The sequence below is a fragment of the Streptomyces sp. NPDC059092 genome (assembly GCF_042756365.1).
GTDB lineage: Bacteria > Actinomycetota > Actinomycetes > Streptomycetales > Streptomycetaceae > Streptomyces.
The window spans coordinates 166,344-183,416 of the sequence record NZ_JBHZEJ010000001.1 but is presented as its reverse complement, the minus strand read 5'-3'; the positions used below and the strand labels follow the sequence as shown (position 1 = coordinate 183,416).

Genomic DNA, 17,073 nt, shown 5'->3' with positions numbered 1-17,073 from the left:
GAACGGCACCAATGTGAACCTCAGGGAGCATTTCCATGGCACCGCGCATCCTGCTCGCCCGGCACGGCCAGACCGCCTGGTCGCTGTCCGGACAACACACGGGCCGGACGGACGTCCCCCTGCTCGAAGAAGGCCGCCGGGGCGCCAAGCTGCTCGGCGAGCGGCTGCACCGCGAGCCCTGGTCGGGGCTGGCGGACGCGGAGATACGCACCAGCCCGCTGGCCCGCGCGAGCGAGACCTGCGCGCTGGCGGGGTTCGGGGAGCGCGCGGAGCCCTGGGACGCGCTGATGGAGTTCGACTACGGCGCGTACGAGGGGATGACCCCGGCGCAGATCAAGGCGGACCGCCCGGAGTGGCTGATCTGGCGCGACGGGGTCCCGGACGGCGAGAGCCTGGCGCAGGTCGCCGCCCGCGCGGACGAGGTCGTCGCCTGGGCGCGCTCGGCCGACCGCGACGTCCTGGTCTTCGCGCACGGCCACATCCTGCGTGCCATAGGGGCGCGCTGGCTGGGCGAGGACATCGCGTTCGCGGCCCGTATCCGGCTCGACCCGACGTCGATATCGGTGCTGAGCTGGGCGTACGACCTGCCCGCGATCCAGGTCTGGAACGACACGGGCCACCTCGCCGCCTGACGGGTCCGGGGGCCGGGGTCCGGCGGCCGTGCTCCGGGGGCCGCCCGGCGGCCTACCGGCGTGCGTCGAGCGACGCGTGGCGCTCCAGGAACGCGCCCACCTCCGGCACCCGCCGGTGCGGCAGCAGCACCCGCGCCGTCGCGGCCAGCTTCGTCAGGATGCGCGACGACTGGACGTCGTCCAGCAGGTCGAGCACCTGGTGCCCGGCCGCCGCCGCCTCGTCCGGCGCGCCCGCGCGGGCCAGGTCCGTGGCCAGCTCCGCGCGGTAGAGGGCGAGGTTGCGGGCGAAGTGCGGCTGCTGAAGGACCGTCGCGCGGTACGCGTGGCGCGCGGCCCGCGCCCAGTCGCCCAGCGCCGCGTGGCACAGCGCCTCCTGCGCCTCCAGCTCCGGCTCGCCGAAGAACGACATCCACTCCGGATCGGAGTCCGCGGGCCCGCGCTCGAAGTAGCCGTGGGCCTGGGACAGCGCCTGCTCGCACCCGGTACGGTCCCGGAGCCAGGCCCGGCCGCCCGCCTCCCGCAGCGCGAGCAGCGACAGCAGCCGCTGCGAGGAGAGCCGCCCCGCCGCCCGCCGGCCCGCCTGTGCGGCGCGTACGGCCTCCCGGTACTGGCCCGCGTCCCTGGCCAGGAACGACGTGTTGCAGAAGGCGTGCGCCTCCAGGGCGTGATCGCCCGCGATCCGCGCCGTGGCCAGCGCCTCCGCGTAGTGCGAGCGCGCCTCGTCGAAGCGGCCGGAGTCGTGGGCGAGCCAGCCCACCGAGATCGACAGCTCGCCCGCGCCCGAGTAGAGCCGGTCGGCGGTGGCGCGCCGGGTCGTCGTACCCGCGTCGAGCAGGGTGTACGCGGCGCGCAGCGGCTGGGCGGCGCTCCGGTAGAGACCGTCGGCGCCGTGCCGGTCGTCGAGCAGCCGGATCCGCCGTACGGCCTCCTCGACGGCGTGCACCTCGGCCTCGCCGACCCGCCGGGGTGCGGGGACGGAGGCGACGGCCGTACCGCCGAGCCCGAGGGAGGCGGCCATCACCGTGGCGGGGCCGGACGTCATGAATGCGCGACGCAGCACGTCGCTCTCCTCGCTGGTGTCGCTGGGGTGGTTCGTCGGGGTCACGGATACGGGGGTCCAGGTCGGTACGGGCGTGGGGGCGGGGGAAGGGGCGGGGGAAGGAGCGGGGGGAGGGACGGACGGGGGGCGGCGCTGGGCCGTGACCCGCGCGGCTCTGCCGCGTACGTCCTCGCGCGACGAGAAGCCCAGCTCCCGCAGGGTCAGCCCGGGGAACATGTGCAGGAAGACCCGCTCGTACGCGTAGTTGGGGCAGCGGATCTCGCCGGCCTCCACCCGTCCGATATAACGTGCGTCGCACGCGACGTGTTCACCGATCTCCCGCGCGGCCCTGCGCACGGCGGCGGCGAACTCCCCCGGCGAGCGCTGTCCGCGCAGCCGGCGGAAGACGAGGTTGGGAACTGCCCGGGACGACGTCATGGCCGAGCCTCTCCTGGTGCAGCCGATGGACAGCCGGAGTGCGGCCGGGGTACCGCCGGATACGGCCGGTGTGCGGCTGTTGGTCCCGGCAGAGCACGAACGTACCGTCCGTGACGGTGCTTATACGCAGCGTTTGCCCACAAATCGGATTTCTCGCCCACGATCCGCCATGAACTGCCATCCTTTGCGGCGGCGTTTCGCCGTAGCCGTTGACACCGCGTCGCGTTGAACCTGACGGAGACGCTCAACGTGTCTGCGTTCGACGAGGAGGGCTTGCCTTGTTGGAGTGGGAGTGGGAGTGGGAGGTCGGTATGAAGGCCAGCGGTGGCTCACGCACGACTGCTCAGCACGCACATCACCAGGAGTCCAGCGCGCGCCCCTACGACGCCGGGGAGCCGTGCGACCTGGTGACCGTCCCGGCGCGCCAGGGGCTGGAGGCGGTGGACATCCTGCGCCGCGGCCCGGCCCCGGCGGGCGCCGCCCCCCGGGTGGGGCCGGTGCTGCACGACGGCTCCTGCGACACGCTCGGCTTCCTCGTGCCGCCCGGCACGGCGGCCGGCTGGGACCTGCCGGGCAGTGCCTGTACGCAGACCTTCGGCCGGGGCCTGCGGATCCCGTCGGAGCCGCCGGTCACCGGATCGGGCTGGCTGCTGCCACCCGATGCGACGGGCCCGGTCACGGATCCGGTGGTGCTGCGGGCGGCGCTGGGGGAGGCGGCGCGGCTGATCGAGGCCGCGGACCGTTGCTCCTGAACGGGCGGCCCTCCAGCGTCCACCCACAGGCGCTCCTGAACGGGTCCCGCTCCCACGTGCTGTCTCCGGGCGCTCCCCAGGCGCTTCTGAACGGGCGCTCCCGCGCGGGAGTTTCCGCCCCGGCGCGGACCCGCGTTTCCGCCCCGCCCCCGCCTCCCCGATAATGGGGGCGTGGCACGCGGCAGGCGGGACCGGGCGGACGCCGTCGTCGAGAGCGTCGACGCCGGTGTGGCCGAGCTGACCCCCGACCGCGAGCGCGCCCGCGCCTGGACACTGCTGATCGACGGCGCCCCGCAGTCCCACGTCGACCTCGACGACCCCGCGTACCTCTCCTTCGCGTACCAGCGCAGGCTCGGCCACGCCATCGACCTCGTGGCCCCCGCCCAACGGCCCCTGCACGTCGTGCACCTCGGCGGCGGCGCCTTCACCCTCGCCCGCTACACGGCCGCCACCCGGCCCCGCTCCACCCAGCAGGTCGCCGAAGTGGACGCGGCCCTCGTCCAGTTCGTACGGAAGCACCTGCCGCTGGACCCCGCCGCCCGGATCCGCGTCCGCTCCACCGACGCCCGCGCCGCGCTCGCCAAGGTGCCCGACGGCTGGGCGGACCTGGTGATCGCCGACGTGTTCGGCGGAACGCGCACCCCCGCCCACCTCACCAGCGCCGAGTTCCTGGCCGACGTACGGCGGGCCCTGAAGCCGGACGGCTGGTACGCCGCGAACATCGCGGACGGCCCGCCGCTCACCCACCTCCGGGGCCAGATCGCCACCGCCGCGGGCGAGTTCGAGCGGCTGGCGCTCGCCGCCGACCCGGCCGTGCTGCGCGGACGACGCTTCGGCAACGCGGTCCTGCTCGCCTCGGACCGGGAACTGCCCGTCGCGGAACTGACCCGCAGGGTCGCGAGCGATCCGCACCCCGGACGCGTCGAACACGGGCGCGCGCTGGCCGACTTCAGCGGCGGGGCGGCCGTCGTGACGGACACGGGCGCGAAGGCGTCGCCGCTGCCCCCGCCGGGTACGTTCGCGTCCTGAGCGCCTGAGCGCCTGAGCGCCTGAGCGCCTGAGCGCCTGAGCGCCTGAGCGCCTGAGCGCCTGAGCGCCTGAGCGCCTGGACGTTTGAAGCGGCCCCGGCGGGCACGGGAGTCTCAGCGGTCGTCGAACTCCACCGTCGGCGGATGGTCGTGCCAGGTGCAGAACACCGACACCTCCCGGCCGTCCCGCGTGAACGTCACCCGGATCCAGTACTCCTCCGTCCACGCCTGCACCTGCCACCCCGCGTTCGGCGTGGCGGAGACCAACTCGGCCGAAGAGGCGCCCAGTTCCAGAACGACCCGGCCGCCGTCGACCGCATAGCTCTCCACCCGGCCACCGGAGCCGGACCCGGAGCCGGACCCGGAGCCGGACCCGGATCCGGACCCGGTGGACGCGGACGGTTCCGGACTCGCCCCGGGGCCCGCTTCCTGGCTCGCCCCGGGCTCCGGGGCCGCGGAGGGCGACGCGGTCCGGTCGCGCTCCGCGGCCTCCGGTGCCGGGGGCGAGGGAGCCGGCGGCCGCGCCGACTGAGTGCGGGGCCGCCGCGTCGAGGAGTCCAGCGGCGCGCGCGAGGCGGCGGACACCTCCTTCGAGCCGCTCACCGGCAACAGGAGCGCGCGCGGCGGGTCGTACGCCGTCCCCGCCATGACCGTGTGGACGCCCCACCAGGTCAGCGTGGTCGCCGCGCCGGTGGCGAGCAGCCAGGCGATCGCGTGTACGAGTCCTCTGCGCATCGGGGCCATAGTGCACCACGTACGACACCGCTGTCCCGCCGGTCACCACAGTTCGGCGCCCGACCCGGTGGACCAGTCTCCCCGCGTCTTCCCGATGGCGTACGGTGCCGCCCATGCCCAGTGTGCTCGTGGTCGAGGACGACCAGTTCGTACGCTCCGCCCTCATCAGGCACTTGACCGAGGCTTCCCACACCGTACGGAGCGTCGGCACCGCCCTGGAGGCGCTGCGTGAAGTGGCCCATTTCCGGTTCGACGTGGTCATCCTCGATCTCGGACTGCCCGACCTCGACGGGTCCGAGGCGCTGAAGATGCTGCGCGGCATCACCGACGTCCCCGTGATCATCGCGACGGCCCGGGACGACGAGACCGAGATCGTCCGGCTGCTCAACGACGGCGCCGACGACTACCTCACCAAGCCGTTCTCCGTGGCGCACCTCTCGGCGAGGATCGCGGCCGTCCTGCGCCGCTCCCGCGCCGCCGGGGGCGACGCGCCGGCCCCGAACGTCCTGCGGGTGGGCGGGCTGGCCATCGATCCGCTGCGCCGCCAGGCCGAGCTGGACGGCAGGCCGCTGGACCTCACCCGCCGCGAGTTCGATCTGCTGACCTTCCTCGCCGGGCGCCCCGGGGTCGTCGTACCGCGCAAGGAACTGCTCGCCGAGGTGTGGCAGCAGTCGTACGGCGACGACCAGACCATCGACGTCCATCTCTCCTGGCTGCGGCGGAAACTGGGCGAGACGGCGGCCAGGCCCCGCTATCTGCACACCCTGCGCGGCGTCGGCGTGAAGCTGGAGCCGCCCGTGGCGTCCCCGGGGGAGCCGCGCCGGTGAGATGGGCCCTGGTCAAGGTCTCGCTGGCCGTCACCGTGATGGTCGTCGTCGCCTTCGCCGTACCGCTCGGCCTGGTCATCAAGGAGATGGCCAGGGACCGCGCCTTCACCAACGCCGAGCGGCAGGCCGCCGCCATCGGCCCCACCCTCTCCATCACCACCGACCGCGCCGAACTGGAACGCGCCGTCGCCTCCACACAGGCGGGCGCCGACGGGCGGATGGCCGTCCACGTCCCGGCGGCCGGGGAGAAGCAGGCGGCGGCCGTGGAGATCGGCACCCGCCGGGCCGGCCCGGCGGACCTGGAGACCGTACGGCGCGCCCCGCGCGCCGCCATGGCCGAGGTCGCGGGCGGCTCGGTGCTGCTCCAGCCGACCGCCCTCGGCGCGGGCCGGATCGCGATCGTCGAGATCTACGTCCCCCAGGACGAGGTCACCAACGGCGTCACCACCGCCTGGCTGGTCCTCGCGGGCGTCGGCGTCGCCCTGATCATCGGTTCGGTCGCCGTGGCGGACCGGCTCGGCGTACGGATGGTCGAACCCGCGCGGCGCCTCGCGGGCGCCGCGCACGCCCTCGGCGAGGGCAAGCTCGGGGCGCGCGTCCCCGAGGAGGGGCCGGCCGAACTCCACTCCGCCGCCGTCGCGTTCAACTCCATGGCCGACCAGGTCGTCCAGCTCCTCGCCAACGAGCGCGAACTCGCCGCCGACCTCTCGCACCGGCTCCGTACCCCGCTCACCGTGCTCCGCCTCAACGCCGCGTCGCTCGGCGAGGGCCCGGCCGCCGACCAGACCCGGTCGGCGGTCGCGCAGTTGGAACGCGAGGTCGACACGATCATCAGGACGGCCCGCGAGTCCAAGCCGCAGACGGTCGCCGCGGGACCGGCCGGCGGCTGCGACATCTCCGAAGTGGTGCGGGAACGCATGGACTTCTGGTCCGCGCTCGCCGAGGACGAGGACCGTACGGTACGGGTCGCCGGCATCGGCCGCCCGGTGCGCGCCCCGGTCGTACGGACCGAACTGGCCGCCGCCCTCGACGCGTTGCTCGGCAATGTCTTCCGGCACACCCCGGAGGGCACGGCCTTCTCCGTCGACGTGCACAACGGCGAGGACGCGGTGATCGTCCTCGTCTCGGACGCGGGCTCCGGCATCGCCGACCCCGAGGCGGCGCTCACCCGGGGCAACAGCGGGGCCCGCGAGGGCTCCACCGGTCTCGGGCTCGACATCGTGCGCCGGGTCGCGGAGTCGACGGGCGGCGACGTACGGATCGGCCGCTCGGTGCTCGGCGGTACGGAGATACGGATCTGGATCGGCCTCGACGGCTGGCGCTCCCCGGACGAGGGGCGCGGCCACCGGCTGCGCGGACGGGGGCGCGGGCGCGGCGGCAGGTGGCCGGGGCGGCCCGGCCGGGGAACGCGCACGTCCGAAGGCGCGGAGGCGTGAACCGGCGGCACGAGGCATGAACCGGCCGCCGGGGACGGGGGCGCCTCCCGCCCCGCCCCCGGCGCCTCCCGCCCCGTCCTGGCTACTCCCGCCCCAGCCCCCGCCGGCGTCTCCCGCCCCGCTCAGCCGAGCGGCGGCTCCGGCAGCTCACCGGTCGCCGCCACCTTCGCGTACCACCGCGCGCTCGACTTCGGCGTACGGCGCTGCGTCTCGTAGTCCACGTGGACCGCGCCGAACCGCTTCTCGTACCCGTACGCCCACTCGAAGTTGTCCAGCAGCGACCAGAGGAAGTAGCCGCGTACATCGGCCCCGTCCCCGATCGCGCGCCGCACCGCCGACAGGTGGCCGTGCAGATAGCGGATCCGGTCGGGGTCGTGGACCGCGCCGTCGGCGGCCGGCTTGTCCTCGTACGCCGCGCCGTTCTCCGTGATCATCAGGGGGAGCCCCGGCGCCTCGCGCGAATAGCGCATCAGCAGGTCGTACAGCCCGCTCGGATCCACCGACCAGCCCATGTCGGTCAGTTCGCCGGGCGGCTGGTGGAAGGCGATGTCGTCCGCGCCCGGCCAGGGGGAGTGGTCGCTCTCGCCGTGACCGTCGTGCCGCTCCTGACCGGCGCCGGCGGCGGCCGAGACGACGGCGGGCGCGTAGTAGTTGACGCCCAGCGAGTCCAGCGGCTGCCGGGCCACCGCCGCGTCGCCCGCGTGGACGAACGACCAGTCGGTGAGCCGCGCCGTATCGGCGAAGAGATCGTCCGGGTACGCGCCCGCGAGCATCGGCCCGGTGAAGATCCGGTTGGCGAGGGCGTCGATCCGGCGCCGGGCGTTCAGGTCCTCGGGCGCCTGCGTACGGGCCCGTACACAGGACGGGTTGAGGCTCACCGAGACCTGCGCCCGCGCCGGGAGCACCGAGCGCAGCGCCTGCGTGGCGAGACCGTGGCCGAGGTTGAGGTGGTGCGCCGCGCGCAGGGCGGCGACCGGGTCCGTACGGCCCGGGGCGTGCACCCCGGAGGCGTACCCGAGGAACGCGCTGCACCAGGGCTCGTTGAGGGTCGTCCAGCGCTCCACCCGGTCGCCCAGTGCCTCGCCGACGTACCGCGCGTACTCCGCGAAGCGGTACGCCGTCTCGCGCTCCGGCCAGCCGCCCGCCGCCTCCAGCTCCTGCGGGAGGTCCCAGTGGTAGAGGGTGAGGACGGGCTCGATGCCGTGGGCGAGCAGATCGTCGACCAGCTCGCGGTAGAAGTCCAGGCCGCGCTGGACGGCGGGACCGCGCCCGGTGGGCTGCACGCGCGGCCAGGAGACCGAGAAGCGGTACGCGTTCACGCCGAGGTCCGCCATCATCCTGACGTCCTCGGCCCGGCGGTGGAAGTGGTCGACGGCGACGTCGCCGGTGGCGCCGTTCAGCGTCTTGCCGGGTGTATGGCTGAAGACGTCCCAGATGGAGGGCGTACGGCCGTTCTCCTGGGGCGCGCCCTCGATCTGGTACGCGGCGGTGGCGGTGCCCCAGAGAAAGCCCGGCGGGAAGGTTTCGGACATGGTGCAGCTCCCATTGACCGTAGGGATGGGGGGTGTGGGTGGGGGGTGAGATGCGGTGAAACCCGGCGGGCGGGGGCGCGGGGTCAGCCCTTGACCGCGCCCTGCATGATGCCGCCGACGATGTGCTTGCCGAACAGGACGAAGGCGATCAGCAGCGGCAGCGTGCCCAGCAGCGCGCCCGCCATGATCACCGACTGGTCGGGGATGTAGCCGCGGCCGAGCCCGGTCAGCGCCACCTGCACGGTGGGGCTGCCGTTCTGGGTCAGCGCGATGATCGGCCAGAAGAAGTCGTTCCAGGCCATCACGAACGTCAGCATCCCGAGGACGGCCATCGCGGGCCGCGCGGCGGGGAACACGACGTGCCAGACCACCCGCCAACTGGCCGCGCCGTCCACCCGGGCCGCCTCGATCAGCTCGGTGGGCAGCGCCCCGATCAGGTACTGGCGCATGAAGAACACGCCGAAGGCGCTGACCAGGGTGGGCAGGATGACGGACTGGAGCCGGTCGGTCCAGGACAGCTCGGCGATCAGCATGTACAGGGGGACCACGCTGAGCTGCGGCGGCACCATCATCGTGCCGATGACCAGCAGGAGCAGCAGGTTCTTGAACCGGAAGCGGAGTTTGGCGAAGGCGAATCCGGCGAGCGTGGAGAAGAGCACCGTACCTGCGGCGATCGAACCGGCGACCACCGTCGTGTTGAGCAGGGCCGTCCCCATGTTGGCGTCGGTCCAGGCGATCTCCAGATTCTTGAACAGGTTCCCGCCGAACCAGAACGGCGGCGGCGTCTGCGCGAGCCGGGTGTTGTTACGGGACGCCGCGATCGCCGTCCACACCAGCGGGAACAGCGAGCCGACGGTGAACACGATCAGCACGGCGTACGTGATCCGGCCACCGTGGAGCTGCCGCCCCGCGCCGCGCCCGCCCGGACGCCCGGCTCCCTCGGACGGCGGTCCCGGTACCCGGGCCCCCGCCGGGGACTCCCTCTCCGAGCCCGACCCCGACCCCGACCCCGAGCCCGAGCCCGAGCCCGAGCCCGCCCCTGGCTCCGGCTCCGGCTTCGACTCTGATGACTGTGACTGTGTCGTCGTGGACATGCGTCTCCCTCACCGGCCCTACGAGCTCTTGCGCAGACGACGGCTGATCAGCCAGTTCACCGCGCCGACGACCAGCAGGATCAGGAACATCGTCCAGGCGATCGCCGAGGCCCGGCCGAGGTGCAGGTTCACCCAGCCCTGCTCGTACAGATAGAGCCCGAGCGTCTGGAACTGATGGTCGGCCCCGCCGTTCGCGCCTCCGGCGCCGTTGAACAGCAGCGGCTCGCCGAAGAGCTGGGTCGCCCCTATCGTCGAGACCACGACCGTGAACAGAATGGTCGGCCGCAACGACGGCACGGTCACATGGATGAACTGCTGCCAGCGCGAGGCCCCGTCCAGCGCCGCCGACTCGTAGAGATCGTCGGGGATCGACTGCATCGCCGCCAGATAGATCAGCGCGTTGTAGCCGGTCCAGCGCCAGATGACGATCGTGGAGACCGCGAGCTGCGAGGTCCACGCGCCGTTCTGCCAGTCGACCGGATCGATCCCGGCCATCCCCAGCGCCCAGTTGATCATCCCGTAGTCGCGGCCGAAGAGCAGCACGAAGACGAGCGTCGCGGCGGCCACCGAGGTGGCGTACGGGGTGAGCACGGCGACCCGGAAGAACATCGAGCCGCGCAGGCGGTAGTTGAGCAGATGGGCGATGCCCAGCGCGATCAGGAGCTGCGGAACGGTCGACAGGACCCCGATGGTGAGCGTGTTCTTCAGAGCGTTCCAGAAGAACTCGTCGCCCAGCAGCCGGGAGAAGTTCCGCAGCCCCACCCACTCCATGTCGCCGGGCGCGGTCAGCTCCACCCGGTGGAGCGAGGCCCAGCCGGTGTAGAGGAGCGGGAAGAGGCCGAAGGCCAGGAAGAAGACGAAGAAGGGCGCGACGAAGGCGTACGGACTCCACCGCACGTCGCGGCGGTACCAGCGGCTGCGCCGCTCCCTGCGCCGCTCGTCCTGCGCGTGCCTCTCACCGTCCCTCTCGCCGTCCCCCTCGCCGGGACGGGTCCGCGCGCGCCGGCCGCCGGGAGCGGTGGTACCGGGGGCCGGGGCCGCGCCCTCCTCCTCGGAGGGCGCGGCGGCGGGTGCGTCACTGGCCATCGGTCACTGGTCCAGTGCGTTGTCGATCGCCTTCACGGCCGCGTTCCAGCCGTCCTTCGGCGAGGTTCCCTTCTGGTCGACCTGGAGCATGCCGACATCGGCCAGGTTCTGCGCGATGATCCCGTCCTTCGGGCCGAGGACCTGCACCGGCACGCCCTTGGCCGCCTGGACGAAGACCTCCCCGATCGGCGCGTTGCCGAAGTAGGCGTGCTTCGCGCCGGAGACCGCGGGCAGCGCGTACGCGGCCTGCGAGCTGGGGAAGCTGCCGCGCTTCTCGAAGAGCGTGGCCTGCTGTTCGGGCGCGGTCAGCCAGGCGGCGAGCCGGGTGGCGGCCTCCTTGTTCTTGCCCGCCTCGGGCACGGTGAGGAACGAACCGCCCCAGTTGCCGGGCTTGGGCGCGGCGGCCACGTCCCACTTGTCCTTGCCCGCGTCCCCGGCCTTGTCCTGGATGTAGCCGAGCATCCAGGGCGGGCAGGAGACCGTGGCGAAGGCGTTGTTGGAGAAGCCCTGGTCCCAGGAGGGCGTGAACTGCTGGAGTTTGGCGGTCAGTCCGTTCCCGGCGAACGCGGCGGCCTCGTCCCAGGCGGCCTTCACCGCCGGGTTGGTCTTGTAGACGACCTTGCCGTCCGCGTCGTAGAAGCGCTCGGCGGAGCTGCCCATGACGGCGGCCATCACCCCGCTCGCCGAGTCCACGAAGGCCGTCCCCTTGGGGGCCTTGGCCTTGAACTTCTTCCCGGCGTCCAGGTACTTCTGCCAGTCGCCCGCCCATAGCTTGCCGACCTCGGCGCGGTCCGTGGGCAGCCCCGCCCGCGCGAAGAGGTCCTTGCGGTAGCAGATGGCCTCGGGGCCGATGTCCGTACCGAGCCCTATGGTCCGGCCCGCCTTGTTGGTGGCCTGCTCCCACTTCCACGGCACGAAGCTGTCCTTCTGGACGCCGGGCGCCTTGCCCAGGTCGACCAGTTTGTCGCTCTGGGTGGCGGTGACCTCGGCGATGTTGGCGACCTCGACGGCCTGGATGTCCGCGAGTCCGCTGCCGGAGCCCAGGTGTGTGAGGAGCTGCGGGTAGTAGTTCTCGTTGCGCTCGATGGAGGTCTGCTTGATCAGGACATCGGGGTGGAGCTTCATGTACTGGTCGTAGAGCCCGGCCTCCTTGAGGCCGAAGGCACCGAAGACACCCACGGTGATCGTGGTCTTCCCCTTGCCTCCGCCGTCGCCTCCGCTCGCGGCGCCGCCGGAGGGTTCGTCGTCGGCGGCGCAGCCGGCCAGGGTGCCCGCGGCCAGGGCCGCGGCGGCGGCGAGGGCCGCGAGCCGACGGGACGAACGAGTACGTGTACGCATGACGTCCTCCTAGTGCCACCGACGTTGCCGGCCTCCGGCCAACCGCGTGCGCGCTGGTGCTGTGTGCCGCTGTCCGCGGTGCGAGGGGGGATCCGGCGCGGTCGGGCCACGTGCGGGGCATGTATGGGTCAGGTACGGTGGGAGCGCTCCCACATGTGATGTGTTGAAGGGTCTCGGGTCCCCGTAGGGGTGTCAAGGGACCGGGCTGGACTCGGGACGGATTCCTCGGACGGACGGTCTCGACGGCCCGACCGGGCGTACGGGACGACCCGTCCGGGGCGGGCGCGGGCGCGAGCGGGCAGGTCCGGGCGCGGGCGGGCGCGGGCGGGCAGCTTCGGACGGGCAGGTCCGGGCGCGGGCCGGCAGGTTCGGGCGAGGGTGGGCGGGTGCGGGTTTCGTCGAATCCAGGGGAGGCACGGATGACGTCTCGGATGTACCGGCCGCGGGGCGGCAAGCTGCCCACGCTCGAAGAGGTGGCGGCGCGCGCCGGGGTCGGCCGGGGCACGGTCTCCCGGGTGATCAACGGATCCCCCAAGGTGAGCGCCCGGACCAGGGCCGCCGTCGAGCGCGCCATCGGTGAGCTGGGGTACGTGCCCAACCGGGCGGCCCGTGCGCTCGCCGCCAACCGCGCCGACGCGATCGCCCTGGTCGTACCGGAGCCGGAGGCGCGGTTCTTCGCCGAGCCGTACTTCTCGGACATCGTCAGCGGGGTCGGCGAGGCCCTGTCCGAGACCGGGATGCAGCTCCTGCTCACCTTCGCGGGCGGCGCCAGGGAGCGACGCCGCCTCGCCCAGTACCTGGCCGCGCACCGCGCCGACGGCGTCCTGCTGGTCTCCGTGCGCGCGGACGACCCGCTGCCCGAGCTGCTGGCCAGGATCCCCATCCCGACCGTCATCAGCGGCCGCAGGTCCGAGGCCGAGCCGCTGCCCTCGGTCGACTCCGACAACGTGGAGGGCGCCCGTACGGCCGTGACGCACCTGCTCTCCCGGGGCCGCCGCACCATCGCGACGATCACCGGCCGGCTGGCGGTGTACGGCGCGGCCTGCCGCCTGGACGGCTACCGCCGGGCCCTCGCGGAGGCGGGCCACGCGCCCGACGAGGGTCTGGTCGCCGTGGCCGACTTCACCGAGGAGGGCGGCCGCCGGGCGATGACCGAACTGCTCGCCCGCCGCCCGGACCTGGACGCGGTCTTCGCGGCCTCGGACGTCATGGCGGCGGGCGCCCGCCAGGTCCTGCGCGCGGCGGGCCGCAGGACACCGGACGACGTGGCCCTGGTCGGCTTCGACGACTCGGCGACAGCGCGCCTGATGGACCCGCCGCTGACCAGCGTCCGCCAGCCGATCGAGGAGATGGGACGGGCGATGGCGCGCCTGGTCCTCGCGGAGATCGCGGCCCGCGGCAACGGCGCGGGAACGCGCCGGGCGGGGCCGGGGCCCCGGCAGATCATCCTCCCGACGGAACTGGTCGTACGCGACTCGTCCTGACGCCCCGGCGCCGGCGCGGCCCGTAGGGGTGTGACCGGGACACGCGCCGAACGGGCAACTCGCTCGTCAGGTCCGGCTTGCCGGTTCGGCAAACACATTTGCCGCTCCGGGATACGTGCGCGCAGGCTGCGTCCGGAAAGCGTTGGCTCACCACGCGAAGCCGGAGGCAGCAGATGGAAAATCGCCATGTCGTGATCATTCCGATCGAGATCGACGAGGAGAAGGAAAGCGCGTATCTCGACGCCTGGCAGGACGCCGCGGAAGTGATGGCCGCTCAGCCCGGTTTCATTCGGACGTACATGTTCCGCGCGATCGTTCCGGGGAGTGCGTTCTCTCTCGTCAATGTGGCGGAATGGGAGTCCACCTCTCACTGGGAAGAGGCGATGAACGTCTGCCCGATGATGGGGCAGCGGCTGGCCGTCGCCCATGCCTCGAACTACGAGGCGATCCGGACGGTCCTGCCCACCACGGAGCAGCCCCTGGGCGGCGGCGGCCGCACGCCCGCGGACCTGTCTCCCGCCGAGGCGCACCGCCGCGTCGTGGACGGGAACCTCACGCTCGTCGATGTCCGTGAAGACGACGAATGGGCGCTGCGACACCCGGCCGGCGCCGTCCACGCCGCGCTCAGCACGTTGCCGGCCTCGCTGCCGGACCTGCCCGAAGGGCCACTGGCCTTCGTCTGCCGTACGGGCACGCGCAGCGTGCGGGGCGGCGCGCAGGCGATCCGCGCGGGCCGGTCCCCCGTCCACAGCGTGGCAGGCGGCCTTGAGGCATGGGAAGCGGCGGGGCTGCCGGTCACCCGCCCCGACCGCGAGGACGCGGCGGACAACGGCGGCCGTACCGAGACCGCGGTACGCGAGGACTGACGACAGCGGAACCGGCGAACCACCGTCGCCCACGCCGTCCGCCTCGCGCCCTTCGGGACATTTCCCACCGCCCTTTCAGACGCTGACCGTTCGTGAAACGGGTCATGACATGAGGGCCGCGGATATCACGCGCGGCTCTGGGCGGCGCGAGTGTTCCGGAGCTGTGGCGGCGGTCTCCCGGGACGGGAATTCCCCGGGTACACCATTTCCTGAAAGGAGCCACACCGTGTTTTTCGTCGACACCCTGGAGTTCGAGGGTCTGGGTAATCGCAGTTACCTGGCCGGCGGTCCGAGAGCGGCGATCGTGGTCGATCCGCCGCGGGACGTCGATCAGATGATCGCCGCCGCCGCCCGGCGTGGGGTGCGCATCGCCTGCGTGGCGGAGACGCACGTGCACAACGACTACGTCACCGGAGGGCTGGAGCTGGCCCGTCTCACCGGCGCCCGCTATCTGGTCCCGGCCGACGCCGACGTCGCCTTCCCCCGCACCCCCGTCATGGACGGCGACCTGTCCGAGGTGGACGAGCACCTGGTGCTGCGGGCGATCGCCACCCCGGGGCACACCCCGCACCACACCTCGTACGCGCTGGAGGAGGACGGCCGCGCGGTGGCGGTCTTCACCGGCGGCTCGCTCCTGATCGGCACCGTGGGGCGTCCGGACCTGGTGGACCCGCGGCTGACCGAGCGCCTGGCCCGCGCGCAGCACTCCTCCGCCCACCGGCTGGCGGCAACGCTCGACGACGAGGTGCCCGTGCTGCCCACGCACGGCTTCGGCAGTTTCTGCTCCTCCTCCCAGGCCGAGGGCGATGCGACCACGATCGGCAGGGAACGCGTCAGCAACGACGCTCTCACCCTGGACGTGGACACCTTCGTGCAGCGGGTCCTGGCCGGGCTGGACGACGTACCCGCCTATTACGCGCACATGGGGCCGGCCAACGCCGCCGGGCCCGCGCCCGTCGACCTGACCCCGCCCGAGCCCGCCGACGCCGCACGGATCGCCCAACGGCTGGCGGCGGGCGAGTGGGTGGTGGACCTGCGCAGCCGGGTCGCCTTCGCCGACGGCCATGTGGCCGGATCGTTCAACTTCGAGGGCACCGGCAAGGTGGCCACCTATCTGGCCTGGCTGATCCCGTGGGGCAAGCCGGTCACCCTGCTCGCCGACACCCCGGCGGGGGTCGCCGACGCGCAGCGGGAGCTGACCCGGGTCGGCATCGACCGCCCGGCCGCCGCCGCCACCGGAGATCCGGCCACCTGGGTCCGTGAGGGGGAACAGCTCGCCTCCTTCCCCCGCGCCCGCTTCGCCGGCCTCGCCGATGCCCACGAGCGCGGCGAGGACGTGGTGGTGCTGGATGTGCGCCGGGATTCCGAGCGCGGAGACGGCTTCATCGCGGGTTCGGTGCACATTCCGCTCCACGAGCTGCACGGCCGGGCCGGCGAGGTGCCGGACGGCACGGTGTGGGTGCACTGCGCGGGCGGGATGCGCGCGGCGATCGCCGCTTCCCTCCTGGACGCGACCGGGCGGAAGGTCGTCGCCGTCGACGACGGCTTCGAGGCCGCCGCCGAAGCGGGCCTGAGCGTCACCCGGCCCTGAACCCCCTCCGCCACCCGCACAGAAGGCACGTGATGTTCCTCTCCCGCCACGGCTCCGGCCGTTCCGGCCGCCCTGGCCGTCCCGGCCATTCCGGCCGTCCTGGCCGCCTCGGCCCCGAACGGACCCGCCCCCGCGTCACCGTGCCGCCGGCCGTGCGCCAGGCCCCCGGGCGGCGGGCCGGACACGCGCCCGGTGCCGTGCGCCTGCCGCTGCCGCCGGCCTACCCGGACCCGAGCCGTGGGCGCATAGCGTGAGCGCCCTGATCCTGGCCCTGACCGCGGGAGCCGTCGTCGGCCTGGCGCTCGGCGCCCTCGGTGGCGGCGGCAGCGTCCTCGCGGTGCCCGCGCTGATCTACCTGCTCGGCTTCACCCCCGCCGCGGCCACCACCGCCGGCCTGATCATCGTCACCGCCACATCCCTGACCGCCCTGTACGCGCGCGCCAGGGCCGGGCAGGTGCGGTGGAAGGCCGGAGCCGCGTTCGCGGCGGCCGGGATCCTCCCGGCCGCGGCCGCCGGTGCCGCCGCCGCCCGCATCCCCCAAGCCGTCCTCACCGTCTCCTTCGCCGCTGTGGCGATCCTCGCCGCCGTCGGAATGCTCCGGCCCGCTGACGCCGCCCGGCCCAGCGGCGGCGACGTACGGCCGGTCAAGGCGGCCGGGGCCGGGGCCGGCCTGGGCGCGCTGACCGGACTGCTCGGTGTGGGCGGCGGCTTTCTCGCCGTCCCCGCCCTGGTCACCGTCCTGGCCTTCGAGATGGAGGCCGCGATCGGCACCAGCCTGCTGGTCATCACGGCCAACTCGCTGGCTTCCCTGACCACTCGCTCCGGCGCCGCCTCGCTCGACTGGGCGGTGGTCGGCCCGTTCATCGGAGCCGCGATCCTGGGCGCCCGGGACGGCAGGCGCATGGCCGCGAAGGTCTCCGGGCCCCGTCTGCGGCGCGTTTTCGCGGTGGTCCTGCTGGCCGTGGCCGCCTTCATGCTGGCCGACGCCGTGGCATGACGTGGCAGGGCATGACGTGATGGCAGCTCAGGCCGGCGACAACTCCCCGGGCCCCGGCCCGGAAACGAAGATCGCCCCCGGTGCCTGGCATACAGGCTCCGGGGGCGATCTCTCAAGGGTGAGTAACGGGACTTGAACCCGCGACATCCTGGACCACAACCAGGTGCTCTACCATCTGAGCTATACCCACCACGACCG

At 73.3% G+C, this 17,073-nt stretch carries 15 protein-coding genes and 1 tRNA gene; 9 read left to right on the top strand and 7 right to left on the bottom strand.

Annotated elements, in window-relative coordinates:
* Positions 1-35 precede the first annotated feature (35 nt).
* The gene (locus ACFXPL_RS00750; RefSeq protein WP_384910216.1) at positions 36-632 is read left to right on the top strand and encodes a histidine phosphatase family protein; all 597 of its coding nucleotides are present in this window, start codon (positions 36-38) and stop codon (positions 630-632) included.
* A gap of 52 nt (positions 633-684) precedes the next feature.
* Here ACFXPL_RS00750 and ACFXPL_RS00745 read toward each other — a convergent pair whose 3' ends face one another.
* Positions 685-2,109, bottom strand: a complete 1,425-nt coding sequence (locus ACFXPL_RS00745) for a tetratricopeptide repeat protein (RefSeq protein WP_384910213.1) — start codon at positions 2,107-2,109, stop codon at positions 685-687.
* 311 nt (positions 2,110-2,420) lie between these two features.
* On the opposite strand from ACFXPL_RS00745, the gene ACFXPL_RS00740 reads away from it, so the two are divergent.
* Positions 2,421-2,861 (top strand): hypothetical protein, encoded by a 441-nt coding sequence (locus ACFXPL_RS00740; protein WP_384910635.1) that lies wholly within the window; start codon positions 2,421-2,423, stop codon positions 2,859-2,861.
* Positions 2,862-3,032: 171 nt separating this feature from the next.
* Positions 3,033-3,890 carry a spermidine synthase gene (locus ACFXPL_RS00735; protein WP_384910211.1) on the top strand — a complete coding sequence of 286 codons (858 nt, stop codon included), beginning with the start codon at positions 3,033-3,035 and terminating at the stop codon, positions 3,888-3,890.
* A gap of 113 nt (positions 3,891-4,003) precedes the next feature.
* On the opposite strand, the gene ACFXPL_RS00730 is transcribed toward ACFXPL_RS00735, so the two are convergent.
* Complete coding sequence (locus ACFXPL_RS00730) at positions 4,004-4,624, bottom strand: hypothetical protein (protein WP_384910208.1); 621 nt, start codon at positions 4,622-4,624, stop codon at positions 4,004-4,006.
* Positions 4,625-4,737: 113 nt separating this feature from the next.
* On the opposite strand from ACFXPL_RS00730, the gene ACFXPL_RS00725 reads away from it, so the two are divergent.
* Positions 4,738-5,451, top strand: coding sequence for a response regulator transcription factor (locus tag ACFXPL_RS00725; RefSeq protein WP_384910205.1), 714 nt, complete (start codon positions 4,738-4,740; stop codon positions 5,449-5,451).
* Positions 5,448-6,887: an ATP-binding protein gene (locus ACFXPL_RS00720; protein WP_384910202.1), complete on the top strand. Its 1,440-nt coding sequence runs from the start codon at positions 5,448-5,450 to the stop codon at positions 6,885-6,887. The genes ACFXPL_RS00725 and ACFXPL_RS00720 overlap by 4 nt, the downstream gene beginning before the upstream one ends.
* 122 nt (positions 6,888-7,009) lie before the next feature.
* Here the strand turns inward: ACFXPL_RS00720 and ACFXPL_RS00715 are convergent, their stop codons facing one another.
* From ACFXPL_RS00715 to ACFXPL_RS00700, 4 genes are all read right to left on the bottom strand, one after another.
* Complete coding sequence (locus ACFXPL_RS00715) at positions 7,010-8,419, bottom strand: GH1 family beta-glucosidase (RefSeq protein WP_384910199.1); 1,410 nt, start codon at positions 8,417-8,419, stop codon at positions 7,010-7,012.
* An 83-nt stretch (positions 8,420-8,502) separates the two neighbouring features.
* A complete protein-coding gene (locus ACFXPL_RS00710) occupies positions 8,503-9,513 on the bottom strand; it encodes a carbohydrate ABC transporter permease (RefSeq protein ID WP_384910197.1) in 1,011 nt (336 codons plus the stop codon).
* Between the two features lie 18 nt (positions 9,514-9,531).
* Positions 9,532-10,599 carry a carbohydrate ABC transporter permease gene (locus tag ACFXPL_RS00705; RefSeq protein ID WP_384910194.1) on the bottom strand — a complete coding sequence of 356 codons (1,068 nt, stop codon included), beginning with the start codon at positions 10,597-10,599 and terminating at the stop codon, positions 9,532-9,534.
* Between the two features lie 3 nt (positions 10,600-10,602).
* Positions 10,603-11,937 (bottom strand): extracellular solute-binding protein, encoded by a 1,335-nt coding sequence (locus ACFXPL_RS00700; RefSeq protein WP_384910191.1) that lies wholly within the window; start codon positions 11,935-11,937, stop codon positions 10,603-10,605.
* Positions 11,938-12,356: 419 nt separating this feature from the next.
* On the opposite strand from ACFXPL_RS00700, the gene ACFXPL_RS00695 reads away from it, so the two are divergent.
* The 4 genes from ACFXPL_RS00695 (at position 12,357) to ACFXPL_RS00680 (ending at position 16,875) form a co-directional block, all read left to right on the top strand.
* The gene (locus ACFXPL_RS00695; protein ID WP_384910188.1) at positions 12,357-13,421 is read left to right on the top strand and encodes a LacI family DNA-binding transcriptional regulator; all 1,065 of its coding nucleotides are present in this window, start codon (positions 12,357-12,359) and stop codon (positions 13,419-13,421) included.
* A gap of 191 nt (positions 13,422-13,612) precedes the next feature.
* Entirely contained in the window at positions 13,613-14,287 is a 675-nt protein-coding gene (locus ACFXPL_RS00690; RefSeq protein ID WP_384910185.1) for a rhodanese-like domain-containing protein, read from the top strand.
* 226 nt (positions 14,288-14,513) lie between these two features.
* The gene (locus tag ACFXPL_RS00685; protein WP_384910182.1) at positions 14,514-15,878 is read left to right on the top strand and encodes a rhodanese-like domain-containing protein; all 1,365 of its coding nucleotides are present in this window, start codon (positions 14,514-14,516) and stop codon (positions 15,876-15,878) included.
* 250 nt (positions 15,879-16,128) lie between these two features.
* Positions 16,129-16,875 carry a sulfite exporter TauE/SafE family protein gene (locus ACFXPL_RS00680; RefSeq protein ID WP_384910180.1) on the top strand — a complete coding sequence of 249 codons (747 nt, stop codon included), beginning with the start codon at positions 16,129-16,131 and terminating at the stop codon, positions 16,873-16,875.
* Positions 16,876-16,992: 117 nt separating this feature from the next.
* Here ACFXPL_RS00680 and ACFXPL_RS00675 read toward each other — a convergent pair.
* Positions 16,993-17,065 (bottom strand) — tRNA-His (locus ACFXPL_RS00675).
* Positions 17,066-17,073: the final 8 nt, after the last annotated feature.